The 25,617-nt window shown below is 49.8% G+C and carries 24 protein-coding genes; 7 read left to right on the plus strand and 17 right to left on the minus strand.

Annotation, left to right across the window (positions count from 1 at the left end; genetic code table 11):
* Positions 1-112: 112 nt before the first annotated feature.
* The 5 genes from kynB to C8J48_RS07755 form a co-directional block, all read right to left on the minus strand.
* A complete protein-coding gene (gene kynB / locus C8J48_RS07735; RefSeq protein WP_107725729.1) occupies positions 113-736 on the minus strand; it encodes an arylformamidase in 624 nt (207 codons plus the stop codon).
* The gene (kynU, locus tag C8J48_RS07740) at positions 733-2,007 is read right to left on the minus strand and encodes a kynureninase (protein WP_107725730.1); all 1,275 of its coding nucleotides are present in this window, start codon (positions 2,005-2,007) and stop codon (positions 733-735) included. Before kynU ends, kynB begins: the two co-directional genes overlap by 4 nt.
* An 18-nt stretch (positions 2,008-2,025) precedes the next feature.
* A complete protein-coding gene (gene kynA, locus C8J48_RS07745) occupies positions 2,026-2,874 on the minus strand; it encodes a tryptophan 2,3-dioxygenase (RefSeq protein WP_107725731.1) in 849 nt (282 codons plus the stop codon).
* A gap of 274 nt (positions 2,875-3,148) precedes the next feature.
* A complete protein-coding gene (locus C8J48_RS07750; protein WP_170105275.1) occupies positions 3,149-4,249 on the minus strand; it encodes a DUF1648 domain-containing protein in 1,101 nt (366 codons plus the stop codon).
* Between the two features lie 5 nt (positions 4,250-4,254).
* Positions 4,255-4,644: a GntR family transcriptional regulator gene (locus tag C8J48_RS07755; protein WP_107727642.1), complete on the minus strand. Its 390-nt coding sequence runs from the start codon at positions 4,642-4,644 to the stop codon at positions 4,255-4,257.
* A 235-nt stretch (positions 4,645-4,879) separates the two neighbouring features.
* On the opposite strand from C8J48_RS07755, the gene C8J48_RS07760 reads away from it, so the two are divergent.
* Together C8J48_RS07760 and C8J48_RS07765 are read left to right on the plus strand one after the other, a co-directional pair.
* Complete coding sequence (locus tag C8J48_RS07760) at positions 4,880-6,193, plus strand: CitMHS family transporter (protein ID WP_107725733.1); 1,314 nt, start codon at positions 4,880-4,882, stop codon at positions 6,191-6,193.
* A gap of 169 nt (positions 6,194-6,362) precedes the next feature.
* Positions 6,363-8,045, plus strand: a complete 1,683-nt coding sequence (locus C8J48_RS07765; RefSeq protein WP_107725734.1) for a hypothetical protein — start codon at positions 6,363-6,365, stop codon at positions 8,043-8,045.
* Positions 8,046-8,113: 68 nt separating this feature from the next.
* On the opposite strand, the gene C8J48_RS18540 is transcribed toward C8J48_RS07765, so the two are convergent.
* The 5 genes from C8J48_RS18540 to C8J48_RS07785 form a co-directional block, all read right to left on the minus strand.
* On the minus strand, positions 8,114-8,350 hold the full coding sequence (locus tag C8J48_RS18540) for a hypothetical protein (protein WP_146160463.1): 237 nt from the start codon (positions 8,348-8,350) through the stop codon (positions 8,114-8,116).
* Positions 8,351-8,466: 116 nt separating this feature from the next.
* Positions 8,467-10,137 carry a nucleoside recognition domain-containing protein gene (locus C8J48_RS07770; protein ID WP_170105277.1) on the minus strand — a complete coding sequence of 557 codons (1,671 nt, stop codon included), beginning with the start codon at positions 10,135-10,137 and terminating at the stop codon, positions 8,467-8,469.
* A complete protein-coding gene (locus C8J48_RS07775; protein ID WP_107725736.1) occupies positions 10,134-11,252 on the minus strand; it encodes an NAD(P)/FAD-dependent oxidoreductase in 1,119 nt (372 codons plus the stop codon). Before C8J48_RS07775 ends, C8J48_RS07770 begins: the two co-directional genes overlap by 4 nt.
* Positions 11,253-11,283: 31 nt before the next feature.
* The gene (locus C8J48_RS07780) at positions 11,284-12,486 is read right to left on the minus strand and encodes a GTP-binding protein (RefSeq protein ID WP_107725737.1); all 1,203 of its coding nucleotides are present in this window, start codon (positions 12,484-12,486) and stop codon (positions 11,284-11,286) included.
* Positions 12,487-12,694: 208 nt separating this feature from the next.
* On the minus strand, positions 12,695-13,111 hold the full coding sequence (locus tag C8J48_RS07785; RefSeq protein WP_245891093.1) for an acyl-CoA thioesterase: 417 nt from the start codon (positions 13,109-13,111) through the stop codon (positions 12,695-12,697).
* A 128-nt stretch (positions 13,112-13,239) separates the two neighbouring features.
* Between C8J48_RS07785 and C8J48_RS07790 the strand changes: the two genes are divergently transcribed.
* Positions 13,240-14,826 carry an alkaline phosphatase family protein gene (locus tag C8J48_RS07790; RefSeq protein ID WP_245891094.1) on the plus strand — a complete coding sequence of 529 codons (1,587 nt, stop codon included), beginning with the start codon at positions 13,240-13,242 and terminating at the stop codon, positions 14,824-14,826.
* Positions 14,827-14,970: 144 nt separating this feature from the next.
* Here the strand turns inward: C8J48_RS07790 and C8J48_RS07795 are convergent, their stop codons facing one another.
* Entirely contained in the window at positions 14,971-16,161 is a 1,191-nt protein-coding gene (locus tag C8J48_RS07795) for a DUF819 family protein (protein WP_107725738.1), read from the minus strand.
* 623 nt (positions 16,162-16,784) lie between these two features.
* On the opposite strand from C8J48_RS07795, the gene hutU reads away from it, so the two are divergent.
* The 3 genes from hutU to C8J48_RS07810 are packed head-to-tail and all read left to right on the plus strand — an operon-like array spanning position 16,785 to position 20,807.
* Complete coding sequence (gene hutU / locus C8J48_RS07800; protein WP_107725739.1) at positions 16,785-18,464, plus strand: urocanate hydratase; 1,680 nt, start codon at positions 16,785-16,787, stop codon at positions 18,462-18,464.
* Positions 18,465-18,496: 32 nt separating this feature from the next.
* Positions 18,497-19,786, plus strand: a complete 1,290-nt coding sequence (gene hutI, locus C8J48_RS07805) for an imidazolonepropionase (protein WP_107725740.1) — start codon at positions 18,497-18,499, stop codon at positions 19,784-19,786.
* A 28-nt stretch (positions 19,787-19,814) separates the two neighbouring features.
* Entirely contained in the window at positions 19,815-20,807 is a 993-nt protein-coding gene (locus tag C8J48_RS07810; protein WP_107725741.1) for an agmatinase family protein, read from the plus strand.
* Between the two features lie 158 nt (positions 20,808-20,965).
* On the opposite strand, the gene C8J48_RS07815 is transcribed toward C8J48_RS07810, so the two are convergent.
* Entirely contained in the window at positions 20,966-21,454 is a 489-nt protein-coding gene (locus tag C8J48_RS07815; RefSeq protein WP_245891095.1) for a DMT family transporter, read from the minus strand.
* Between the two features lie 197 nt (positions 21,455-21,651).
* Positions 21,652-22,572: an alpha/beta fold hydrolase gene (locus C8J48_RS07820; RefSeq protein WP_107725742.1), complete on the minus strand. Its 921-nt coding sequence runs from the start codon at positions 22,570-22,572 to the stop codon at positions 21,652-21,654.
* Between the two features lie 112 nt (positions 22,573-22,684).
* Here C8J48_RS07820 and C8J48_RS18705 point away from each other — a divergent pair, with 112 nt between their 5' ends.
* Entirely contained in the window at positions 22,685-22,822 is a 138-nt protein-coding gene (locus C8J48_RS18705) for a hypothetical protein (RefSeq protein ID WP_170105279.1), read from the plus strand.
* A gap of 98 nt (positions 22,823-22,920) precedes the next feature.
* Here C8J48_RS18705 and nagA read toward each other — a convergent pair whose 3' ends face one another.
* The 4 genes from nagA to C8J48_RS07840 all read right to left on the minus strand — a co-directional run bounded on the left by nagA (position 22,921) and on the right by C8J48_RS07840 (position 25,616).
* The gene (nagA, locus tag C8J48_RS07825) at positions 22,921-24,114 is read right to left on the minus strand and encodes an N-acetylglucosamine-6-phosphate deacetylase (RefSeq protein WP_170105281.1); all 1,194 of its coding nucleotides are present in this window, start codon (positions 24,112-24,114) and stop codon (positions 22,921-22,923) included.
* A 134-nt stretch (positions 24,115-24,248) separates the two neighbouring features.
* Complete coding sequence (locus tag C8J48_RS07830; RefSeq protein WP_107725744.1) at positions 24,249-25,022, minus strand: CAP domain-containing protein; 774 nt, start codon at positions 25,020-25,022, stop codon at positions 24,249-24,251.
* Between the two features lie 104 nt (positions 25,023-25,126).
* Positions 25,127-25,303: a YezD family protein gene (locus C8J48_RS07835; protein ID WP_107725745.1), complete on the minus strand. Its 177-nt coding sequence runs from the start codon at positions 25,301-25,303 to the stop codon at positions 25,127-25,129.
* Between the two features lies 1 nt (position 25,304).
* Positions 25,305-25,616 (minus strand): HPr family phosphocarrier protein, encoded by a 312-nt coding sequence (locus tag C8J48_RS07840; protein ID WP_107725746.1) that lies wholly within the window; start codon positions 25,614-25,616, stop codon positions 25,305-25,307.
* Between the last annotated feature and the right edge of the window lies 1 nt (position 25,617).

Genomic DNA, 25,617 nt, shown 5'->3' on the forward strand with positions numbered 1-25,617 from the left:
TTCACCGTTTTCATTGAGGTAACGGGGCGATCAGACAACCTTTAAATTTGACGATTGTCCGACACAGACTGAAGGGTACACTACCCGAAAGTCCCGCGCCTTTGTAAAAGCCTTAAATCGGCTTCAATACCGCCCGCACCGGACTGCCGTCGGCATCTTGCAAGGGTAGCGGAAAAGCGACCAACTCATACCGGCCAGGCTTGACGCCATCCAAAACCGCTCCCTCCAAAATGTGTATGCCATGGCGAGCCAAGGCGTGGTGAGCAGGCAAATCCTTACTATCCAACGGGTCAACTGAAGGAAGATCCAGTCCCAACAGTTGAACTCCCCGTTCTTGCAACCACGGTGCCAACGCCGGATCTACCAGAGGAATCGTCTCCGGAAAGCGCGAGCGGTCAATCCAGGCATCGGTACGGATGAGAAGCCGTGTTACGCCGGAGATATCGGTTTGCGCCAGCGCCTCGGGATGGAGCCGCTCGATTCCCTCCAGCACCACCACCAGTGTCGGACCAGCATATACCGACAAATCCAGCTCTCCTACCCGCTTTCCCTCTTTCTCAAAATGAAAAGGAGCGTCGATATGGGTGCCGGTATGGGTGCTCATGGTGATCTGGCCCACATTGACGGAGCCGCTCTGCTCCTTTGTCCATGTCAACCCATAGGAAAACGGAGTATCCCCCGGCCAGACCGGCACCTTGGCATGCAACGGCTGGGAAATATCGATCCAGCCACTCATGCGACTACCCCTCGCTTTTTCTCAAACCGCTCATACTCTTTTTCCACCATAATCCGTTTGAGGCGCTGTACCGCTTCCCATACATCTGTGTAAGAATTGTAGAGCGCCACCGGTGCCAAGCGGAGAATATTGGGCGCGCGAAAGTCGGGAATAACGCCAGCCTCCTTAAGTGCGTGAGCGATTCGTACCGCCTCCTCGTGTACCAAGGCCACATGTCCGCCACGGCGATTATCGGCGCGAGGATTGACGATGGAAAAACCCATACCGGCCAATTCCGTCTCCACCAACTCCATCAAAAAACGGGTCAGACTGAGCGATTTCCTGCGAATTTGTTCCATTCCCGCCTCTCGAAACAGCTCCAGCGATCCATAGACAGGAGCGGCACTCAACAGATGCGGGGTGCCGATCTGATAGGCACCGGCATCACTGGCAGGAGTGAAGTGATGATCCATATCAAACTGCACTTCTTTATTTGAGCCAAACCACCCGGCCAAACCCGGCAGCCGACCATGGTGGCGCTTGTGTACAAACAATCCACCGACGCTCCCTGGTCCACTGTTTAAATACTTGTAATTGCACCAGAAAGCGAAATCAACACCCCACTCCGACAGCCGATGCGGCACCGCCCCAATCGAGTGACACAAATCCCATCCGATCAAAATCCCTCGTTCCCGAGCGGCTTGCGTAATCCGCTCCATATCCAGCAGTTGCCCGCTGCGGTACAACACCGCCGACAGCACCACCACCGCCACCTCATCACTCATCGCCGCAATGATCGCATCCTCATCCAGGGTATGGCCGTCTTCGCTCTTCACCTGCAGCAAATGCTCCGCTGGATCCAGCCCATGCAAACGGAGCTGGCTTTGTATCGCATAGATATCCGAAGGGAAATTAAGAACATCCGCCAAGATATGGGTGCGCGCTCCCTGCGGCCGATAAAAAGTAGCCAGCATTTGATGCAGATTCACCGTCGTGGAACCCGTCACCATTACCTCTTCCGCATCTGCTCCCACCAACGGCGCCATCATCGCCCCTAGTCGCTCCGCAAATGGGAACCACGGCCGTTCCCCTTCGATCCATCCGTCAATGCCACGCTCACGCCAAGCGGAAAGAGCTTCCCAGACGCTTTTCTCCGCACGTTTTGACAAGAGTCCCAGCGAATTGCCGTCAAGATAAATTTCCCCTGCAGGTAGATAAAACTCCTCCCGAAAACGACTGAGGACATCTGCTTGATCCCAGGCTGCTGCTTGTTCTTTCATCGCATTCGTCATTGTTATACCTCCTCCAATCTACAAACGGGTGCGTAAACTCCACAACTCCGGAAAAAAGCGGTGATCCAACACCCGTTTTAAATAACCGACACCGCTGGAGCCGCCGGTACCCGTCTTATAACCGATAATTCGTTCCACCGTTTTCATATGGTTGTAACGCCACTGTTGTTGCCGATCCTCAATATCGACCAATTTTTCTGCCAGTTCGTATAGATCCCAGTATTTTTCAACATCGCGGTAAACCTGAAGCCATGCTTCCTCTACACTGGGATGGGCTTCATAATCCTGACTCCAATCCCGCTGTAGACGAGATGCATCCACCGACAAACCGCGTTGGGCTAAAGCTTGGATGGAGACATCATACAGACTGGGGGCATGCAACACTTTCTCCAGTAGTTGATACAGCTGCGGCTGATGGCTAAATACTTCTAACACCCGCTGATTTTTGTGACCCAGCGAAAATTCGATCAGACGGTTTTGGTAGGATTGAAAACCGGAAGAGTGCCCCAAACGATCACGAAACTCCATATATTCAGCAGGGGTTAAGGTGGACAAAACACCCCAAGATTGAATCAACTGCTCTTGAATCCGGGATACCCGTGCTAACATCTTAAAGGCCGGTTCCAACTCCTGATTGCGGATCGAGCGGATTGCCGCATCTAATTCGTGTAGGATTAGCTTCATCCACAATTCCGACGCTTGATGAATAATCATAAACAACATTTCATCATGATGACCCGACAACAGCCGCTGGCTGTTGAGGATGTGATCCAATTGCAGATAATCACCATAAGTCATTTCCTTAGAAAAATCGGTATGAATTCCCGACTCCCATTTCTTATTCAAATGATCGTTGCTTTTGCTCATCATTCTCCTCCTAACTACTTTTAGCATACAAAAAAACAGCCGTGTTGGCATCTATTCCGCCAAATTGGTAAACGGCTGTCCCCTTCACTAGAGACAGCCGCTGTTTGTTTCATACACCCTGCTTTAGAGATGAAAAGTCGTCAGCTCCCAGACAAACCACAAAACAACCAGAAAAGTGTAGCTATTTGTAGCAAATAAAACTGTACTTCGTTCTGGACTGTTGCCTCTGTTCCACATCCGTTCTTCGCCAGGAAAAACCCTCCCTTATCATTATTTAACGGCTAAGCCAAATGGGTATAAGAATGATCACCAACAGCCCGATCAACATCAACCACGAACCTGGTCTGGCAACGTTAATCGTCCAGCCGATACCAAAGCGCTTCTCCACAAATATTGCCGGATCATGGGGATTACAATAAACCTGGCCTAATTTCCAATATTGATCATCATCGCGGTTAACGGCACCCGACTTTTCCGACGATGTTGCTTGGAGCCGATCCCCTCCTTGTCCAACCTTAAATGATAATAACGCTGCCCATGCAACCATAATTACAACCTGTATCAGTGTCGCGATCATTAACACAAATGGGGGAATGTGAATAAACATCGCCACATTCATCAAGGTAAATAAAAGCACGAGCGAATAGCAGGAACCAATTGTAAAAGCGGACCAGCTGCGGCGAAAAATAATATTCTGCTCCAGTGATTGTTTGGGACGGTCAGCATCAATCTGTTGTTTGGTACGTCCAATCATCACATTCATCAAGAGCAACAAAACGGTTATCGATATTTGCGTAATCGAAAGCCCAAGCACCGATCCATAGGATTTTGCTACTGTATTGGTAATGTTGCCTTGAAAATCGTATTGCTGCGGCAGTTGGTCCGGAAGCGACGGATAATTGACGATTAAGAGAATGGTTGTCGTAATCGCGATTAGAAATGGAGGAATAAACCACCCATTGGAGTGGACAATATTCCGATTGCGAAACTGCGTGTCGATCACCACGGTTTGCCTTTTCAGTTTGTGCCATTCATTGGCCGTTTTTAATCGCTTCATCTGAAAATGAAACAACAGATACACGACAAATGATCCGCACAAATATCCCCCTGTCCACATAGCCATCAAGATACCTGGCTCTACTTTTATCACTGATAAACATCCGATATATCCAAAGACGGCCAACACCGTCCAAACAGTCACAAAGAGGACATAACGTTTACGCATGCCGTTTAATTCCGGTCGATTATATACCTCCCGTGGAATACTGAAGCCAAAGCTTTCCGTTTTTCGAGTGAGGTACGGCATTAAGGCAAGCAGAACATACACAGGGATCTGGATGATCAAGTAAAAAATCAATTCCAGATATTTTTCCATTTGAATCATTCCTCTCCATCGTGAATTTTCTGATACACCGTTTGACACACCTGTAAAAACTGCTCCTGGTCCATCCCTCGACATAACGCCTCCGCCAATAATGGTCGAATCTCTTTTTGTAATTTCTCTCGGTAGAAATCATCATTTTTAGGCATGCCGCCCGGTTGAATCACAACCCCTTTCTGTCGATGAATCTGGACAAAGCCCTTCTCCTTCAATAATTGATACGCTTTATTGACCGTATGAAAGTTAATGCCTAGATCAACCGCGAGAGATCGTACAGAAGGGAGAGGATCACCCGGTTTTAACTGCCCCGTTGCTATACCCTCCATAATGTGATGCATGATTTGTGTATATAGCGGAGTTTCGGATTGTACATCCAATTGAATCAGCATATCGATCTCCTCTATACTCGTCGTTTGTTTGTTATATATATAATATAACAGACGAACAAAAAAAGAACCCCCCACTCGCCCATAAACAAAAGAAACAAAAGAAACGTAACGATTTTTATCCGATTTATGAATAAAAACTTCATCTCTCTTTTTTTTATGTGTTAGCGTTTTCATAATGGATAGGTGACCGACACACTCTGAAACCTCACATCTTATCAGAGAAAGGGAAGAAACCATGCTGAGTCTGATTGGATTTGCAACATTACTTACAATTGTGATTCTACTGGTCACAGGAAGAGTGGCGCCAATCGTCGGCCTTGTATTGATCCCGATCATCGGTGCTTTTGCGGCGGGTTTTGGTGTTACTGATATTGGCGGTTTTTTTGAAGAAGGCATTCAGTCTGTCATCAATGTAGTCGTCATGTTTATATTTGCGATTTTATATTTTGGGATAATGCAAGATGCCGGGCTATTTGACCCGCTGATTCGACGAATGATTGCGTTAACCAGCGGAAATGTAGTGAGTATCGCAGTTGGTACGGTCATCATCGCTGCGGTCGCCCACTTGGACGGCTCCGGTGCATCCACATTTTTGATTACAATACCTGCGTTGCTTCCTTTATATCGGCGCTTACAGATGAGTCCCTATCTGCTTCTTTTATTAGTTGGAGCAAGTGCCAGTGTGGTTAATATGTTTCCATGGGCAGGGCCGCTGGGTCGTACATCGGCGGTGCTCAATATCAACCCCACAGAATTGTGGAAGCCGCTGATCCCGATCCAGATCACTGGTTTATTACTGGTGATTGTGTTAGCGATCTTTTTGGGAGTTCGGGAAAAACGACGGATTGCTAAACTTCAATCGACACCTACGACTGAATATCATGACAGCGAAGAGACCGCCACTGATGAGAAGAAAGATGAATCTCTAGCCAGACCCAAACTGCTATGGTTTAATTTATTATTGACTTTAGGTGTGATCGCAGCTTTGGTAGAGGGAACGATTCCAGCGGAGTATACCTTTATGATCGGGGTATCCATCGCTTTGATTGTGAACTATCCAAAGGTAAGCGATCAGATGGCAAGAATACGTGCCCATGCATCCAGCGCATTATTGATGGCCTCGATTATTCTGGCTGCAGGCTCGTTTTTGGGTATATTAAAGGGATCGGGAATGCTCGATTCGATTGCGACTGATCTTGTAACGATTTTACCGGCATTTATCGCCCCTATTTTACATGTGATCATCGGAATCTTTGGCGTTCCATTCGATTTGATTCTTAGCACAGATGCCTATTATTTTGCCCTCTTGCCCGTCGTTGAGCAAATCGCAAGCAGTCATGGTATCGCTGCCACCTCAACGGCGTATGCCATGATTGTGGGAAATATCATCGGAACCTTTGTCAGCCCCTTGGCTCCAGCAGTTTGGTTGGCGATTGGCTTAGCTAAAGTAGAGATGGGTGGCCATATTCGTTACTCCTTCCCATGGATGTGGGGACTTAGCATTGTTTTGATGGCATTCGCGTTTTTATTTGGCATTATTACGTTATGACCAATAAAAACCCCCGGACAACATCATATGTCTGGGGGTTTTTATTTTACCCCTCGCCACCCCGGAAACGGACGAGAAAACCATGGTGAACCCACCGCGAAAAGCTTAAGATATATTGGGAGCCTTGATTTCCTCCACAATACAACTAAATATCGACTGGGGGGTCAATATGGTTTGGCACATTGTTTTGTTTTCCTTTTTGTTTGTCACACTTTCGCCCGTCATATGGAGAAAGTTATGGAAAGAGCGGATGTTTTGGCAATTACAGTTGATACGCTATTTGTTAGGGCTTCTTTATAGCTTTTTCGTCTTTTATGTCGTTTTGATCGATCAAACACCGGCCGCCTATTTGACATGGTTTGTCTGGGTAGTAGGCGTCGGCTTGATTGTTGATTTCCTGTTATTTGTCGATATTCCTTTTACTTTTTTGGGTGGCGTGTTGGGGGGTGTTATCCTCTTGGCGTTTATTTATATGAAAACAGTCTACCCTTTCGCCATCGCCAAGGATAAATATGAATTTACACAAGCGGAAATATCCGAACAAAGTTTGGAACCGATGAATGAAGAGCACCTGCCTGTAGTACCTAAAAAATACGCCCTTTATAAAACGGAAAAACTCCTGGGAAAGGTGGAAAACTATTTCTACTACGATTTAGGCGATCCAACGATACAAAAAATAGATGGAAGCTTGTTTTGGGTGACTCCAGTGGAATACCAAGACTTTTTTAAGTGGCGGCAAAGCGAATACACACCGGGTTACATCCGTGTCAGTGCTGAGGATCACCGGGCAGAAGCCCGATTTGTTGAAGCGAAGATGAAAGTGGTTCCCTCCGCCTATTTTTCAGATAATCTATTTCGCCAGGTTCGCCTGCAATACCCGGACCTTTTGTTAGTGGATGCTTCATTTGAACCGGATGAAAGCGGGAAACCCTATTATGCCGTCAGCTACGGCCGTTTTGAAAAGTTTCGCGCTGTCCAGGATATTCAAGGGGTGATCTTAGTCGATCCCGCATCGGGAGAAATGAAGCAATATCCCTTGGATCGCGTACCAGCATTTGTAGACCAAATCTTTCCCGCCGACGTAGCGTGGGAACGAAACAGGTGGTTTGGATTATACAAACACGGCTTCTGGAATTCCATCTTCGGTATGCGTGATGTCCACCGCCCGACGGAATGGGAAGGCTTATTCGACATCGTGGCTGCCTTTGATAAAGACAATGTCGCGATGCATTGGATTACCGATCATACCCGAGATGAAGAGGAGTCTGGCTCCATGGTCGGATACACCATGTTTAACTCCCGTACCGGAAAGCTCACCTACTACACCGGGGCCAACGGCATGCTAAACGGCCGTGCCGCCACGCAAGTGGTGGAAAAAACATTCCGTGAAAAACAATGGCGCGGTGCCAATCCGATTTTGTACAACATTTATGGCGAATACACCTGGCTCGTTCCCACCTTGGACAGCAACGGCGTGCTACGCCAGATTGTGTTTGTCAATGCACGGGATGAAAAAGTGGTCGGATATGGCAAATCCAAACAGGAAGCGCTCAACCAGTATCAATACGCGGTTACTTCAGACTTGCAACCAGATACCGATGTGGCGACCGACCGTGCAGATATCGAGACGATCTCCGGAAAAGTGGAGTCCGTCCATAAAACCGACCGCCAAGACGACGTCCTGATCCAATTTATCCTGGAGGGGGAAGAGCCGATCTTCTCTGTCCGCTCCTCCCAATCTCCCTATACAATCTTTCTGGAACCGGGACACCGTGTTAAGATCGAATATATCAACACCGGGGAAACCGCCGTTGCGGTGAAAAACTTAAAAAATCTCACACTAAAACGATAAACATCCCATCCATCAGCCGATAAAAACTCCGGACAACACACCGTTGTCCGGAGTTTCATCAAGCTCCCTTAAATAAACCCTTTGCCAATTCCAAGCCCACGTCCGAGTGGCGTCAAAAAGCTGCTTAAGGGTCCCCACCACTTTTTACAAACTCCCCAAAACTGACGGCACGCTTGAAACAGTCCCCATATTTGTGTAAAGGGTTGCCAAAATGATCCGCTGAACAAGCTAGAAGTAGAGGTGCGCTTCACCTTCACCCCCGCAGCACGGCGTACCCTTACTTGAGAAGAACGTCGTCGGTTCACTCTGTCGCCTCCCCCCTCATTGCGATCTCCCTTTTATTCTATTGCCCTTTCCCTGTTTATGTTTGGAAAATGAGAAAACTTCCACGAACGTCCCTTCAGGGAATACCCTAGGAGATTCATCCGGTCACCATCATCGAGACACCCTCCAGCAGCCGTCCTACCACTAACAACACCCCTGCACTCACCAGCGAAGTAAGCAGCTGTCTACCCATCAAACCGACAGAAACAGACCACCCTAATTCTTTTCGCACGGTCCACAAGGTAACCAGACAAGCGGTTAGAGTTGAGGCGAGAAAAATCAGTATAAACAGTGAAACCGGATCAAGGGCTTGTAGCATCAATCCATCTCCTTGATTGAACACCAACATGCCGTCTTTGCGCAAGACGGAAAACCAGAGCCCCAAAGCCGCCTCTTCCGGTAGACCCCACCATGTGAGGAGCGGTCCGATCGTGACGGCGAAGGCGTTCATCCAACCCCAGTAATCGATCAGGGAGGCAATCAAACAAATGGAAAGAAAAATCGGCATCGCTTGTGATACAAACTGCTTGATGATGTTTTGTATGCGCCACTGAAACCCCCGCCATGTCGGTACGTTTAAAAACGACCGCCTGTGCGGCAGCAGCGCTTGCATCTTAGCTTGAGTCGGAAACCACACCCGCAAATGGATCGCCCCCACCACTACCAATAACAGGAGATAGGGCAAAAACAGCCATGGACGACCTGCTGAATGAAAGAGAGACAAGGTTGCCCCGATCTGATAGCTGCAAGCCGAGCCAAAGGCGATAAAGGAAACGCAGGAAGCGCGGGTACAAGCAGAGCAGGCTCGGCTTTGCAACACCGCCACCACATTGCAGCCAAACCCGGTTAATACCGGCACCAAATCGCGTCCGTTTAACCTGAGATGGCGCAGCCACGGATCGAGAGCACCGGTGATGCGGTCCTTCCAACCCGTTTCCTCCGTGACGGCAATACTGGCCCCCATAAACAACACCACCGGAAACGCCCATAAAAAGGAATACATCCCCAATGTAAACAACCCGTAATCCCCGGCTAATACCGCTTGCAGCCAAGCAGGCCATCCCATCGCCTGCAACCGAATCGGACCGATCACCCATCGATCCAACCCGGGTTCCAGCACACCGGAGAAAAGATAGGCCCCATATACTGGGACCGCAAATAGCCCCAATAACGTTGCCAGCGCCACCCATCGTCCAAAGATCGGATGATCCCACCAGGTTGTAGGTGGCTCCACTTCATGAAAAATGGGCGGCTCTTTCAGTTGTCGCTGTTGCTCCTGCGCCTCCGCTCCCCTCATCAAGCGGATAATCCGCCTTCGCCCCTCCTCCGACATATCCCGTGCATTGACGGAAATAACGGGTACCTCCAACCGTTGCCGGTAATAAGCCATCAATTGCGGAAGCGATTCGGGTGCCCGATCCTCAAAGGTAAACAACACCATCCATCGGCGGTGAGTGATGATATCCTCCTTGAGCAACCGATCCAGTTCCGAGCGGGCATGGGTTCCTCGCACCACCAACACAATGATATCGGCGTGATCCGCTTCCATCAGGGCGATGCGAGTCGTTTCGCTATCCGTCTTCAGACGAATGCCTGGCGTATCGATCAGTGTGAGGTCAGCATCCGTTGTCATCCCCGTCTGCACCATCACCGTGCTTCCCTGTGCAGCCGCTTCTTCCCCGACGCGATTGCCGGTAAGACGGGAAAAAATCGTCGACTTCCCCGCTGATTCAAAACCGACCAATACGGCTGTCTGCGGTGGGTTCAACATATGCACTCATCATCGCAACAGGACAAATCATCCAGATACATCTGGTTGTCCCGATAATCCCGAAACACGGCAGCGTCATAGGGAGCCTTTAACCGTTTCAACATCTCCTCCGCCACCACAGCAAAACGCTGCCGAAATTTATAGATGAAACAAAAGATGACCTCGCCGTGTTTCACGCGGGGACCACACAGAAACAGCCCCGGTGTTTGGGTGGATTCATCCCGATCCGTCAAGACAACATGTTTACCTTCCCACTTAAAATGCTCCCGTACTTTCTCCATACTGCTACGAAAACCGGTGGCTAAGATGGGGCGCTCGGTTGTCATCACCGCATCCCCGCTCCGCAGTCGCACACGGTAGCGATCCTGTTCCTGCTTTACCTCAACAACCTCCTTCTCTCCCCATAAACGTAAACAGCCGGTCTCCAGCGCTTCCAACAACCGTTCCCGGGTGTAGGGAGAAAGAGAGACACTCGGGTCCGGTTCATCACTGAGCCATGGCGTTCCCCGCGAGATCACGATCACCTTTTTGCCTCCATGGACTAAATGGATAGCAGCATCCATACCGCTCTCATATCCACCAATCACCAGACGCTCTTCCCCCGACAGAGATCCCCACGATTCCACTTCACTGTTATGCAGGCAATGCTCCGCTCCGGGAAAAGGCATTTGATCGGGATAAGCAAACTCCCCTGCCGCCCACACCACCAAACGGGCAGTATAAACGCCTTGATCGGTGTGGACGAAAAAGTGATCGTTCTCTTTTTGCACCCGTTTCACTTCCACTCCCACTTGCACAGGTAAATCAAAGTGATCCGCTACCGCTTGCAAGTATTGGCCGTACTCATTTCCCGATAGATGCTCCCTTCGCAAAGAGAAAGCTGGTGAAGTTCCCGGCATCACTGCATTTAAATCCAAATGGCCAAAGGCATGCCCATGAAAGGAGGGAGTAATTAAGCGCATCTCCTGTGGCCAAGCGAAAAAGCTGGCTCCCACCTGCTCCCGTTCCAGGATTAGATACCGATCAAAGCCAGTTTGTGCAAACAGCGCTCCCAGTCCTACTCCAGCTGCACCCGCTCCAATGATCAATACATCGGTTTGTCGCTCAGTCATTGCACTCCCTCTCCTTCGCCGACCACCCCAATTAAGCGTGGGTCTGTACCTCTACTGCGGGAAATGGGTCCGACAACCGCGACCAGTCTCCTCTCATTTCTTCCTTTGTCAATAGACACGCATCCAGAGAAGCCTCCAACTCCTCCCGCTTCATATCGATCCCGATCAGAACAAACTGATTGATGCGATCCCCCCACTGAGAATCCCACTTTTGCAACACTTCCGGCTGCTCTATCAGGATCACCTTCCGTTCCGTCTCCGACAGTGCATGTACCCAATACGCCACCGGACCGATCTGGATCGAGGGTCCCGCCTGGCTGAGGCTGTATGCCATGTCGCTGCGACTGGCCAGCCACACCAACCCTTTTGCCCGCACCACCTCTTCCGGCCATTCTTCCATCCAGCGATACAGGCGTTCCGGATGAAAGGGAGTCCGACGCTCATAAACAAAAGAGGAAATCCCATATTCATCCGTTTCCGGCGTATGTTCACCTTGCTCCAATTCTTTGAGCCACCCTGGCGATTGACTCGCTTGGTCAAAGTCGAATAAACCGGTATTTACAATTTGCTTTGGTTCGATTTGACCATGAGTGGTACGTATGATATGGGCTTCCGGCGCCAATTTACGGAAGAGCCGTTCCATCTGTTCCAGTTGCTCTTCCTCTACCAGATCACATTTATTGATGATCAGAACATTGCAGAACTCGATTTGATCGATCAATAAATCGACCACATCGCGGGTATCCTCTTCTCCTGCCGCTTCTTTTCGATCCAGCAGCGACTCACCGGAGGAATAATCATGCCAAAAACGATTGGCATCCACCACGGTAACCATGGTGTCAATATAGCAGAGAGAGGTTAAGTCGATCCCGGCTTCTTCATCCACATAAGAGAAAGTTTGTGCCACCGGTACCGGCTCACCGATGCCTGTCGATTCAATCAAAATATAGTCAAAGCGCCCCTCCACCGCCAATCGTTCCACTTCTACCAACAAATCTTCCCGCAGAGTACAGCAGATGCAGCCATTGGACATCTCCACCAATTTCTCTTCCGTTCGGGAGAGGCCTCCCTCATTCCGAACCAAATCGGCATCAATATTGATCTCGCTCATGTCGTTTACAATGACAGCCACTTTTAACCCCTCACGATTATTGAGCACATGGTTGAGAACCGTCGTCTTGCCTGCGCCCAAATAACCACTCAATACCGTCACTGGGATTTTGATTTTAGACATTTCCCGCTCTCCCTTCAATTAAATCGTAATTATTTCGTTTTGTTAATCGTAATCAGTTTAACGATGGTTTATATCATTGTCAATGAGCGGTATTCTTTCTGCATCAAACCGTAATATTTATGATTGATCGGCTGAGGTAATCAAAAAAACAGAGTCCCCAAGAAACAGAGGGCTCTGCTTTTTGCTGAAATTCTACGTTTTACGCTTTTCACGAGTTAGCCGCTTGTTCTTCAAAAATTAGCTTTATTTCCTCCAGCATATCTGTCGCTCGACGGGTGTGAATATCGATTGTCACGATCGTTACTTCCGCTTTGGCGACTAATTCCTCTTCTTCGTTAAAAATTTGCTGTAAGATGACATAACTTTTTTTACCCATACGAAGCGGCTCAGATACAACTTTCACCGCTTCATCCAATGTTAGTTCCCGACGGTAATCGATTTCGATGCGAGCGACTACAGGTAAGGAACCCCGCTTTTGAATCTCTTTCAATTCCAGTCCCAGTTTCCGCATCCAATCAAAGCGAGCCCATTCTATATACTGCAGATATTTGGCGTTGTTTACATGGCCCAGCATATCCACATCAGTAGAGCGAACCACTAACGAAAATGTGTGTTTCATGGACATCACCGTACTTCCTTTAAGCTTTTTTCATTATATCACCTTATGAGTGAGTAGTCATTCATTTTACGGTGTATAAAAAGAAGCGTGGAAAGACAAAATTTGGACATCCGACCCATAAGCAGGTGATCATATTGAAATGGTTGATCATTATTTTCGTTATCCTCATTTTGTTGTATATCGTTTTTTTCTGGACAAAACCAAAGCAGGAGGAACATGATCTCTCCCGCATGCGTGCAGGGGACGGGCGCAAGAAAGTGATCTGGTTGATGGTGGATTCCATCATGTCTCACGCCATTGATGAGGGTATCAAAAAGGGAGAGCTCCCCGCTCTGTCGTTCCTGCTTAAAAACGGGCAGTATCAGCGGAATGTGGTCAGCTCCTTTCCCACCATGTCCGTCACCATCGACAGTACGTTGTTGACCGGTACTTACCCCGACCAACATCGGGTTCCCGGTTTAATCTGGTATAACGCCGAAGAAAAGCGAATCGTCAACTATGGTACCGGTACCGGTGAAGTGATGCGAGACGGCATCAATCAAGTGCTGGAGGATGCCGTCATCCGCCTCAACCAAGAGCATCTCAGTTCAAATGTATCCACCGTCTATGAGGAATTGGCCAAACGAGGAACCCGCACTGGCTCAATCAACGGAATGCTGTACAGGGGAAACACCGACCATGTGCTATCTTTTCCGCCATGGTTGTCAGGTCCCACAACACTCCCGGCACGCCTATCTGTAAAGGGTCCTGATTTCCTAGCCCTCGGCATGTTTTCCAATCCGTTGTCGAACGTCACCTCTACACCAGACGGATTGACCGATAGCCTGGGATTAAATGATGCCTATCCCTTGGCCGTCACCCGTTACCTAATCGAACAAGACCGTATGCCTGACTTCACCTTTGTCTATCTACCGGATATGGATAAACCCCTGCATAAAAAAGGGCCCTCCGACCAAAGCGCCATTCGCACCTTGGATCGGGAGCTGGCCAATCTGCTCAACAGCTTTGATTCTTGGAACGATGCTTTAAAACAATATGTATGGGTGGTATGCGGAGACAGCGGACAAACCGGAATCCATCCAAAAGGGCAAGATCCGGCCATCCCGCTACACCAGCTACTGGCGGATTATCGAATTCTCCCTTCTGGGGAACAGGCCACCACTGACACCGATCTCGTTCTCTGTGTCAATGAGCGCATGGCTTATCTCTACCTGTTGAATGATTCCATCACAATCTCTGATATGCAGCAACGGCTCCATGATGAACGAATCGACCTGATCGCTTGGGAGGAAGACGGGTGGATCCATGTACACCGTCAACCCGAAGATCAAGAGCTACGATTCCGCCCTGGTTCCGCCTGGACCGATCCCTACGGCCAATCCTGGGAGATAGAGGGAGAATTCAAGGCCCTAGATCTAGCGGAAGGCCCAGACAACAGCCTTGACTTCGGCGAATATCCCGATGGACTGATGCGCCTGTATGCGGCCTTTCACTCCCATTCCGGTCGCTTTATGATCGTCACTCCTGCACCGGGTTATGAACTGGTGGCACAACATTCCCCCACACATATAGGCGGCGGTGGACACGGTTCCCTTCATCGCATCGATTCCCACCTCCCTCTCATTATCGCCGGGACGGATCAACGGCCCAAACATCCGCGCATCGTCGACCTGAAGGAGTATATCCTCCACTTGATGGATCACAGGCCCTCTGTTGATTAGAAAAAGCAAAAACGTCGGCAAAAAGCCGGCGTTTTTTGAATATGGACCAGGGCCCGATTTCCGTTTCCACGACTCTTTCCTTTTCAGCGAAGAGGAGTCCGCTCCATTCTCCTCCGATGATCATTACGACGTTTTTCTTAACCGTTATATTGTCCCACCCAATATCCATTGCATTAGTTGTCCCATTACTACGCCAAGGTAGTTGCCGACGACATAGCCCAACACCCCCAACAGTACCGCTGGGGTGACCAGACTGTACCAACCCTTGGAGCTAGCCAGGGCAACAGCGGTGGAAGGGCCGCCAATACAAGCTTGACTGGCGGTGGCCAACACCTCCACCTCCACTTTGAACCAACGTCCCGCTCCAAACAGTACAAACGCATGGATGGATACCAGAATCGCCAAAAACAAGAAGACGATCGGACCTTTTTCCACCAGCGTATGAAGGATTGTCCCAGCTCCCATGGTTGCAAAAAAGAAATGCAAGATAAAATTGCCCATCTCTTCCCCACCCGCAAGGCGGTTAATAGGAGTCAACCACGCAACCAACAACGCCAATGTGGTATACCACAAGACTGAAGGAATTTCCACACCGACTGCCTGGTTGATCACCGGGGTCAACCACTCGCCAATCGCTACAATCACAAAAGTAACAGCCGCCAGTGTGACCAAACCGTGGATAGTAAAAATCGCTTTTCCCGTTAAGCCCGTTCCCATCGGAGGAGCGATCTCTCCCCTTCTGTCACGAATCGAAGGATAAAAACTTCGCAACACTACAGGCAATAATGCCGTCATCACCATCCACAGATTGGTCATGATATTATCCGCAGCCGCACCGGTTGCAAACATTGTCTCTGAGGTGCCCAAGGCATCGCCTACTGCGGCGTAGTTCACCCCGCCCCCGATATAGCTGGCTGTAAACTGACCTCCTACTTTCCACGCTTCATCCCCGATACCGGTAGCCGTCACTCCAATCGCCACCATCGCACCGATAACCGTTCCCAACGCACCGAGGATAAACGCGATGATAGCAGGCTTTCCCAAGCGGCGCAGGCTAGTCAGATCCGTCGACAATAGCAACAACACAATCGCTAGTGGAATGCCATAATCCCCGGCAAAGACATAGATCGGATTCAGCTCCCCTTCCGCCTGCCCGATCGAAGGTGGAATCACCTGTAGATTGACGAGAATCGCCGCCCCTGTTATAACCAAAATAGCTGTACCCAAAAATGAAAAAAAACGAAAATGGCGATCTAACCAGAACGAGACAGCAATTAGCACGGTGATGACAGCCCCCACAGCAAAGGGATCCGTCACCCACGCATCACTGGACATGCTTTAACTCCCCCTCTTTTCACAAGCAATCCAAAATCTGCTTTTTGTAAACGAAAAGAATATTCTCCTTACTTATCATAGCAAATGACATTCAATCTTTCCTTATCGCCAGCCAGTCCGCCCAACAATCCGCACAAACTTTCCGCCGTTCAATCCATTTTCTTATCCATCCCTCCTCCTACATGCTAACAAGATGTATTCATCTTATTTGCTCGCTATACCCTATATGTAGGATCAATACGGTGAATCGTCGGATATCATCGTTATGTGGCTTCTATCCTGCATTCGATTTCACCATCCTCATATTCTCACTCTTCCGTCTATTTATATTTGGACACAAAATTATATTTGTATGCGAATAACTGATATAGGGGATAAAACTTCATGTTCCCCAGAAAATAATGTCTGGTCTTCCGTCAGACAAAACAAACTTGCATCCAGAAACAGACAAAAAAAGAGGGTCATGAGACGGAGTTTTATATACGGTGAAAAGTCCTCCCTATAACGATGGGGAGGACTTTTCAGGTTTAAAGAGGAAAACCAATATAGTACTGATGCCTTCCACTTTTGCCGATAAGACAAACGGGTAACAATCGACACCACCGATCGAGGAGGAATGGTTGATGGAAAAGCGGCCACCATTGAAAAAGGTGATTCAAGCCCCGCGGGGAAGCACTTTAAACACCCAGGGTTGGGTACAGGAAGCGGCTTTACGCATGCTGATGAACAATCTGGACCCGGAAGTGGCGGAGCGGCCCCAGGATCTTGTCGTCTATGGTGGGATTGGAAAAGCGGCACGGGATTGGAAGTCTTATGAGGCGATTGTAGAGACGCTGAAACGATTGAAAAATGATGAAACCCTTCTCATCCAATCCGGTAAGCCAGTAGCAGTCTTCCGTACACACCGGGATGCGCCGCGGGTGCTGTTGGCCAACTCCAACTTGGTTCCGCGCTGGGCCGATTGGAATCACTTTCATGAGCTGGACCGAAAAGGATTGATGATGTACGGCCAGATGACGGCAGGAAGCTGGATCTACATCGGCAGCCAGGGAATCTTACAAGGGACATATGAAACCTTTGCCGCCTGTGCTCGTCAACATTTTGGCGGAAGTTTAAAAGGCCGGATTGTCGTCACAGCGGGGTTGGGTGGAATGGGTGGAGCACAGCCATTAGCCGTCACCCTGAATGAAGGCGTCATGATCGCGGTGGAGGCGGATCAGAGTCGTATCCAGCGCCGTTTGGATACCCACTACCTCGACCATATGGCAACCGATCTGAGTGAAGCGATTCGTTTGGCTGAGCAGGCGAAGACGGAGGGGAATCCACTTTCGATTGGATTGGTGGGCAATGCGGCTGAGGTTTTGCCCAAAATGGTGGAAATCGGATTTATCCCTGATGTGGTGACGGACCAGACCTCTGCCCATGATCCGTTAAACGGATACCTGCCACAGGGGCTAATGTTGGCTGAAGCGGATGAGATGCGTTCCCATCATCCCGACACCTTGGTCGCCCGCGCTAAGGAGAGTATGGCGATCCATGTACAAGCGATGCTGGAGATGAAAAAACGGGGTGCCGTCGCCTTTGACTACGGCAACAATATCCGTCAAGTCGCTTACGATGAAGGAGTGACAGACGCCTTCTCCTTCCCCGGCTTTGTTCCCGCTTATATTCGACCGCAATTTTGTGAGGGCAAAGGACCCTTCCGCTGGGTAGCCCTTTCCGGCGATCCGGCGGATATCCATAAAACCGACGAAGTGATCCTGCGAGAGTTTGCCGATAATACTCATCTGTGTCGCTGGATTCGGATGGCGCAGCAACAGGTGGCATTTCAAGGGTTACCGGCCCGAATCTGTTGGCTCGGTTACGGTGAACGGGCCCGCTTTGGTCGCATCATCAACGAGATGGTGGCACAAGGTGAGTTAAAAGCCCCCATTGTAATCGGACGGGATCATCTCGATTCCGGTTCCGTTGCATCTCCTAACCGGGAAACCGAAGGGATGAAAGACGGCAGCGACGCCGTCGCCGACTGGCCTATCTTAAATGCTTTGATCAACGCCGTTGGCGGCGCCAGCTGGGTCTCTGTTCATCATGGCGGCGGCGTCGGCATGGGTTATTCACTCCACGCCGGTATGGTAATCGTCGCCGATGGCTCTGTTGAGGCGGCACAGCGGCTGGAGCGCGTTTTAACCACCGATCCCGGTATGGGCGTAGTCAGGCATGCCGATGCCGGGTACGAATCCGCCATCCGCACCGCCCACGATCAAGGAATGGATTTGCCGATGCTACAATCCGACAAGGCCTAGCCATTATTTTTCCATAGAAAGGATACATCCCCATGACTCGTCCCATCTATATTCGCAACGCCGCAGAGTTGATCACGTTTGCCGGAAGTTCCCAATCTCCACTGACAGGAGCGGCTATGGGGGAACTACATCCGATCGCCAACGGGAGCATCTGGATTGAGAACGGTGTGATCCAAGCCGTTGATCGCGATGAAGTAATCTGCAACCAATACCGGAATCAATTAGGGGACGCCCTGATCATTGATGCAAGCGAAAAATTGGTAACCCCTGGATTGGTCGACCCCCATACACACCTCGTTTTTGCCGGCAGCCGTGAAGCGGAATTTGATATGCGGCTTAAAGGTCGATCCTACATGGATATCATGGAAGCTGGCGGCGGGATTCATGCCACCACCACCGCCACCCGTCAAGCATCCAAAGCGCAACTGATCGCAGAGAGCGCCCACCGCCTTGATCGCTTTTTGCTCCATGGCGTCACCACTGTCGAAGCCAAAAGCGGTTATGGCCTCAACCTGGAGCATGAACTGAAACAGCTGGAAGCGGCCCAGGAACTGAACGAAAAACACCCTGTCGACATCGTTTCTACCTTTATGGGTGCTCATGTCATCCCCGTCAATCGACGGGAGAACCCGGATCACTTTGTAGACGAAGTGATCAACGAAATGATCCCAGAAGTAGCCCGACGCGGGCTGGCTCAATTTAATGATGTCTTCTGTGAACGAGGCGTCTTTACCCCTGAGCAGTCCCGGCGTATCTTGGAAGCGGGTGTGGTGCACGGTTTACTGCCCAAAATCCATGCAGATGAGATTGAACCCTACGGCGGAGCAGAGTTAGCCGCCTCCCTTCAAGCCGTTTCCGCTGATCACCTGTTAAAAGCTTCTCATGCTGGAATTAAAGCGATGGCTACCGCTGGTGTGATTGCCGTACTCCTTCCAGGTACCGCTTTCTTTCTAATGACTGCCGCCGCCGACGGACGGCGTATGATTGACGCTGGTGTGCCGGTAGCCTTATCCACCGATTGTAACCCCGGCTCTTCGCCTACTGTCTCTCTTCCCTTCATTATGAACCTCGGCTGTTTGTGGATGGGAATGACTCCTGCCGAGGTGTTAGCCGCAACCACCATCAATGCCGCTCACGCCATTCGGTGTGCCGATCGGATCGGTAGCTTAGAAGTGGGCAAACAAGCGGATCTCGTCATTCATAATGTCAGCGATCATCGCGGATTGCAGTACCATTTCGGCAGCAATCACACCCATACCGTCGTCAAAAACGGGAAAATCGTAGTGGAGGCCGGTTCCCTCGTCTCCTCGTTGCCGCTTTAAGACCCGTAAAACAAAAGGAGGCACCACTATGTACCCCTACCCCATGATTCAACCACCCACTTTTCACTGGGATCGATCTTTTTCAGTTGAGGAGCCCAAGGTGCATCAATGGATCCAAACACTAGACCCTCATCATATCACCATCATCGATTGGGATTCCTGGGATGTCACGATATTGGGTGTTCCGTTATCCCGTTCTTCCATCAGCACTTCCGCCGCAAGTGAAAACCCGGACGCCATGCGAAGAGCGTGGCGTTCCTTTGTCCCGTATCACTTGGAAGAGGGAGTCGATCTGACCCCTCTTCGCGTGCTCGATCTGGGCGATGTGCGCCAACACGTGACCGATATCGCCCAATGCCATCGCAATATTCGCGACACAGTAGCAGCGATGCGCCGCTATCACCCGCACACGTTTCCACTGTTGCTGGGAGGAGACCACTCCATAACCGCTATGGCCCTCAAAGGATGGAAGGAGGCGCATCCGACACAGCGAGTAGGCATCCTACAATTAGATACCCACTTTGATCTGCGCCCCCTGGATGATAACGGCCCCAGCAACGGCACACCCATCCGCAACCTGATCGAAAACGGCACAATCCATGGCCATGATGTGGTGAACATTGGTCTACACGGTTTCTTCAACGCCCGTTCACTAAGGGAGTATGCCGATCAGGTTGGCTTAACATGGATCACCCTAAAACAAGCGCGCCAGCAGGGAGTAGCAGCATCCGTACAACAAGAGCTGGATGCTTTGGCACAACAAGTAGACACCATCCACTTCACTCTGGATATGGATGTATTGGATATCGCCTATGCCCCCGGTGTCCCCGCCGCCACACCGGGAGGCATGCGCACTGATGAGCTGTTTGACGCCTGCTTGATCGCCGGACGTCATCCCGCAGTGAGCAGCATGGACTTGGTCTGCCTCGACCCTCATCGCGATCTTGCCGGAGCCACCGTAAAAGCCGGAGTCCATGCCATGCTGTCATTTTTGACTGGATACGTACAACGGCAAAATTAATCTTCAATACATCAACGAGGGAGGACAATTGTCCTCCCTCAAGGCTATTAACAGAGCCAATCACCGAACAGTCGGGGTAGTTATCCATCTTCGTTCCATGCACTCCCAAGCACAAGTCTCACCTCGGTCGCTTTGCGTGGACAGAGTCGCTCACCGGATTAAAGTAAACTCCATTGCTGGACCATTTCCCACACGGATCTTGAAGCAGTTTCAGACGGCCGCAACTGAATATACAAAATCGCCGCAAAGACCAACCCTAACCCCAGTACCTGCCACCAAGCGGGTCGGAAAGCCAGCCACCATACTTCCAGCAGTGCTACTTGGATTAGGACTAGGTTGTTGAGCACACTACTTTCATACGCTTTCAACCAACGTTGGCTCCATGTCCATAAAAAATAGGCGATGGCTCCATTGACCACGCCCAGCCACAACACGATTCCCACCAATGGAAGTGTCAGGACTGGCAATCCTTCCACCCGCCATCCGATCACCATACCCAATGTGACGGCAGCAACCAAATAGCGCAATCCTGCCAGCCAAAACGGTCCAATCCCCTCAGCAAAAGCAAATTGATTCAAAATATACGACGACGCCCACAAAAACGTAACCCCTGCACCAACACCCACCGCCATCCACCGTCGCTTCACGCACTCACTCCCATTTCGGCTAAAAGTTTAACCTTTAATTATACGATGGGAGGTGGGAAAAGTAAAGATTTTTTATTTTGTGTGGGGCCGAAGAGATCGGGGAAAGTAAAAAAGTCTCCGTATAAAACCGCTGTTTCCAGGGTCGGATTTACTAACATCCTCTTACTAAACGAAATTTCCCAGATAGGGACTATCCTCTATGTCTCTCTCGTTTTAAAAACCGTATCCAAGAACGGCATAATCTCCCTTACAACAACTGCAGGTTGTTCTTCCGGAACATAATGACCGCAATTCGCGATTTCTCTCCCCGTGACCGTTGTTGCTACTTGATTCCATATATCAAGAACAGGCTGTTCCGCTAAATTACCATCCTTCCCCCATAGCAACAAGCAGGGCGTGTCCATTTTTCGATTCGCTTCTTTTTCCATTCGGTATCGAGGCAAATCAATCTCATGAGTTGCACGGTAATCGTTCAATGCCGCCTGGTAACTGCCCGGCTGCTTCCAAATGCGCACGTATTCATCCCAAGCTCCATCCGCTTTTAATCGTTCAAGCAAATGAGGGGCCCGTCTAAATAAAAACGAAAGATAACTCTCCTCCCGACCTGCAATCAGCTCTTCCGGCAACTCAGGTACAATTTGAAAAACCCAATGCCAATACTTTTTCGCCGCCTCAGAGGTAGATAGGTGGTCATATACATATTCCAACGGAAGAATATCGATCAAACCGAGACCGACAACATGATCGGGGTAATCCAACGCAAACCTTCTTGCCACCCTTGCACCGCGGTCATGCCCCACCAACGCCACTTTTGCCAATTGTAAATGCTTCATCAATACATAGATATCTCTAGCCATATTGGCTTTATCATAACCTGCCATTCCCTCTGGCTTATCGGAATCTCCATACCCTCTCAAATCGACGGCTATCACATGATAGCGCTTTAACAAGTCGAAAATAACATAGCGCCATATCACCCAGCTTTGCGGAAATCCATGTAATAGGATGACGGTCTCTGTATGGTGTTCCCCACCCTCGACAAAGTGTAATTGAATATTATTTACCTTCGCATGACAATGCTTAAGTCCACATGCTCGAAAATCCTTCCAAGCATCCATCCTATTCCCCCCTCACTAGCCTTACTACTTGATTGTAAGCTCTTACCGGGCTCGGGATGGCGATTATCCCAAAGTCGCTGGCGCTACAACAGATCGCTGAGGAAAATTGGTGATGCACCCTTTACCAGCAACAAACCAAACGGTTGATTTTTTCTTTATTCATCGCAAAGATGTCTATCTTGACCAAGCGTATCAAGCATTTCTACGTTTGTTACAGGAACAATATGGAGAAGAAAAGATACCGGAATAGCGAGGGGGGATTTCCCCTCCCGTGTTTGAGTTTTTTATCCCCTCGCAGATACGAGAGGGTTTCATGATTGTTCAGACAAATGCTTTCCGTCTGTATCACTACGCACTCGCTGGCCTTCGATACGCCACCTTCCCGCGGCATATCGTAAGAACAATCTCACCATTCGCTCCCCATACTGCCAGGTCCGCATCCTTTCCTACGGCGATACTTCCCTTGCGGTCGCTGATCCCCAGTTCCCGCGCGGCATTCAAAGCCGTCATCCGGGCGATCTCATCCCAGCTGCAAGCCGCCACCCGCTGCATCCGCAGCGCTCCTTCGTGCATGGGTAAGATGCTTCCAGCCAGTGTTCCGTCTGACAGGCGTGCTTCTCTTCCCCCCACTGTCACCCTTTGTCCTCCTAAGTCATATGTACCGTCATGCAGACATTTGGCCCGCATCGCATCCGTAATCAACACCAGGCGCTCCGGCCCAACCTGCTTATAAGTGAGGAGGAGCGAATCCTCGCTGGAATGGATGCCGTCGGGGATGATTTCTACACCCAACTCCTCCCGCAACCAAGCCGCCCCCACGACACCGGGATCACGGTGATGAAAACCGCGCATGCCGTTAAACAGATGGGTGATATGAGAAGCTCCTGCTTCAATCGCCTCTACTACCTGGACATAAGAAGCATCCGAATGACCGATGGAGGCAATCACTCCGGTACCTCTCAAATGAGCAATCAGCTCCATCCCTCCCGGCTCCTCCGGTGCCAGCGTTACCAGACGGATATGATTACCACTCAGCGCTTGCCATCGCCGAAACAACTCCACATCAGGAGGGTGGATGTGCTCCAACGGTTGAGCCCCTGCCCGTTTTGCCGATATAAAGGGTCCTTCCAAATGAATACCCAGACATTCCGCCCCACCGGAAACCACACCAGCCTCCATCCATGCCCCCGCTACCTGCAATGCCTGTTCGATTGCCGCTGGCGCCTGTGTCATCGTCGTAGCCAAAAAGGCTGTCGAACCTTCCCGCGGCAAAGCACGGGCAATCCGTTCCAGCGATTCCTCGGAAGCATCCATGGTATCGGCTCCATCTGCCCCATGAATATGTACATCGATCATACCGGGCAAGATCCAGCATCCCGGTGGGAGTGTAATCGTCTCATCTCCGTCTTTTTGCACCCCTTCCTCCCATTTACCGAAGGAAACGATTTTCCCCGCCTCAATCTGGATATAACCTTTTTCGATGGAACCCGCTTCCGTCACCACGGTTCCACCGATGATTGTTAGTCGATCCTCACTCATCATTCCTCACCACCCTTTTAATTTCCCCCGTTACACTCTCCATATGTTGTAGTTTACCAAACTGTAGATGCTTTTCCTCCAAAAAATACACCCCCAAGAAATTGGAGGTGTATGCCATCTTATAGGATTGAGATCCGTTACCGTTGTATAAACATCTGCGTCCAGTAGTGACCATAGCTACCACCCTTGGCATATCCCACTCCAATCGTATCCAGATCGGGGTTTAAGATATTTGCACGGTGACCGTCACTGTTCATCCAACCATCAACCACTTGTTTCGCCGATGTTTGACCGGCGGCGATGTTTTCAGCGGCGGATCGATAAGAAATCCCATATGCTTTCATCATGTCAAAGGGTGAACCATAACGGGGAGAATCATGGGAAAAATAATGATTGTCAATCATATCCTGCGATTTATCTCGAGCCACTTTGGAAAGCTTCGCATCCGCTTGCAGCGGTTTCAGCCCCCGTTGCTCCCGTTCTTGGTTGACCAGCTTCACCACTTCCACCTCAATCGGTTGAATGTCGGACACCTTCGATTCAACAGAGGATCCGCTCTCATTCTCCGACGGAGTAGCGGCTTTTTCACTGCCGGAAGCAGGTTTTGATTGAGAATTTCCTTCGGCGGAGGGTTGTTGTTTCGGTTTCGCTGGCTTTTCTTTTGCAGGAGATTCCTCTGGCTTCGCCGTCTGGTTTGTCTCTGCTTGCGCCAACTCCTTCAATAAAGAGGCCCATTGGCTATCCTCAATCTGAATCCACTGGGTTTGAATGTCAAATAGTGATTGGGAGAGCCAGCTCTCAATCCCGCCCTGCTCCTTCTGTGTTGCCGCTTCTGTTTGACTGGAAAAACCGAGCGTCAAAAGCCCGATTAAGGCAATAGCTGTTACAGCTTTTTTCCAATATAATTTCATCTCTTCACTCCTCTCCGTAATCAATCCCCTATAATCGTCAACGAATCGGATACAGAGAAGGTTTCTACCAATGTTATCCTGATCGATACAAGTACACGATGATGTCAGCGATGTCTGTTATCGTTTTCCTGCTTCCTTTCGGTAACAAAGCGATGCTTCTCCGTCCGTTCAAGCTGGACCATTTTTGAATCATGAATTGTAATCAGCAAAGAGCCGTACTCCAATCCTTTTAACGCTTCCAATATGCGATAAACCTTGGGATCATGAGTGGGGTTGTCCATACTAGAGTACCTCCCTCTTTACTGATTTCCATGAGATAGCGTTCCAATCTGACGCTTCCACCGGTTCAAAAAAAGCAGCCAACTGCTTAAACGCCACATCGCTATCGGTTCCGTCAATGATCAGCAGGAACGATTCCCTTTTCTCCCTTTGATGAAAAAATGGAATCAGCCCTAACACACCTTTCCCGTTGGTGGAGTAGTTGTCATCCGTCAACATCACATCACTCTGATACAAGCGGGCCACTTGTACAAAATCGATAATTTGTCGTAGAGCAAAACCTTCAGTCACTTGCACCCTGCCCATCCGTTTCATG

The sequence above is a fragment of the Desmospora activa DSM 45169 genome (genome assembly GCF_003046315.1).
In the GTDB taxonomy this organism is placed as follows: domain Bacteria; phylum Bacillota; class Bacilli; order Thermoactinomycetales; family DSM-45169; genus Desmospora; species Desmospora activa.

What these genes read in the sequence shown, in the direction of transcription:
- kynU (WP_107725730.1), bottom strand. Translation starts at nt 2,007, where the DNA reads ATGACGAATGCGATGAAAGAACAAGCAGCAGCCTGGGATCAAGCAGAT.
- C8J48_RS07775 (WP_107725736.1), bottom strand. Translation starts at nt 11,252, where the DNA reads ATGACTGAGCGACAAACCGATGTATTGATCATTGGAGCGGGTGCAGCT.
- C8J48_RS07760 (WP_107725733.1), top strand. Translation starts at nt 4,880, where the DNA reads ATGCTGAGTCTGATTGGATTTGCAACATTACTTACAATTGTGATTCTA.
- C8J48_RS07780 (WP_107725737.1), bottom strand. Translation starts at nt 12,486, where the DNA reads ATGTCTAAAATCAAAATCCCAGTGACGGTATTGAGTGGTTATTTGGGC.
- hutU (WP_107725739.1), top strand. Translation starts at nt 16,785, where the DNA reads ATGGAAAAGCGGCCACCATTGAAAAAGGTGATTCAAGCCCCGCGGGGA.
- nagA (WP_170105281.1), bottom strand. Translation starts at nt 24,114, where the DNA reads ATGATGAGTGAGGATCGACTAACAATCATCGGTGGAACCGTGGTGACG.
- C8J48_RS07835 (WP_107725745.1), bottom strand. Translation starts at nt 25,303, where the DNA reads ATGGACAACCCCACTCATGATCCCAAGGTTTATCGCATATTGGAAGCG.
- kynA (WP_107725731.1), bottom strand. Translation starts at nt 2,874, where the DNA reads ATGAGCAAAAGCAACGATCATTTGAATAAGAAATGGGAGTCGGGAATT.
- C8J48_RS07795 (WP_107725738.1), bottom strand. Translation starts at nt 16,161, where the DNA reads ATGTCCAGTGATGCGTGGGTGACGGATCCCTTTGCTGTGGGGGCTGTC.
- C8J48_RS07785 (WP_245891093.1), bottom strand. Translation starts at nt 13,111, where the DNA reads ATGTCCATGAAACACACATTTTCGTTAGTGGTTCGCTCTACTGATGTG.
- C8J48_RS07810 (WP_107725741.1), top strand. Translation starts at nt 19,815, where the DNA reads ATGTACCCCTACCCCATGATTCAACCACCCACTTTTCACTGGGATCGA.
- C8J48_RS07750 (WP_170105275.1), bottom strand. Translation starts at nt 4,249, where the DNA reads ATGGAAAAATATCTGGAATTGATTTTTTACTTGATCATCCAGATCCCT.
- C8J48_RS07830 (WP_107725744.1), bottom strand. Translation starts at nt 25,022, where the DNA reads ATGAAATTATATTGGAAAAAAGCTGTAACAGCTATTGCCTTAATCGGG.
- C8J48_RS18705 (WP_170105279.1), top strand. Translation starts at nt 22,685, where the DNA reads ATGCACCCTTTACCAGCAACAAACCAAACGGTTGATTTTTTCTTTATT.
- hutI (WP_107725740.1), top strand. Translation starts at nt 18,497, where the DNA reads ATGACTCGTCCCATCTATATTCGCAACGCCGCAGAGTTGATCACGTTT.
- kynB (WP_107725729.1), bottom strand. Translation starts at nt 736, where the DNA reads ATGAGTGGCTGGATCGATATTTCCCAGCCGTTGCATGCCAAGGTGCCG.
- C8J48_RS07755 (WP_107727642.1), bottom strand. Translation starts at nt 4,644, where the DNA reads ATGCTGATTCAATTGGATGTACAATCCGAAACTCCGCTATATACACAA.
- C8J48_RS07765 (WP_107725734.1), top strand. Translation starts at nt 6,363, where the DNA reads ATGGTTTGGCACATTGTTTTGTTTTCCTTTTTGTTTGTCACACTTTCG.
- C8J48_RS07820 (WP_107725742.1), bottom strand. Translation starts at nt 22,572, where the DNA reads ATGGATGCTTGGAAGGATTTTCGAGCATGTGGACTTAAGCATTGTCAT.
- C8J48_RS07840 (WP_107725746.1), bottom strand. Translation starts at nt 25,616, where the DNA reads ATGAAACGGATGGGCAGGGTGCAAGTGACTGAAGGTTTTGCTCTACGA.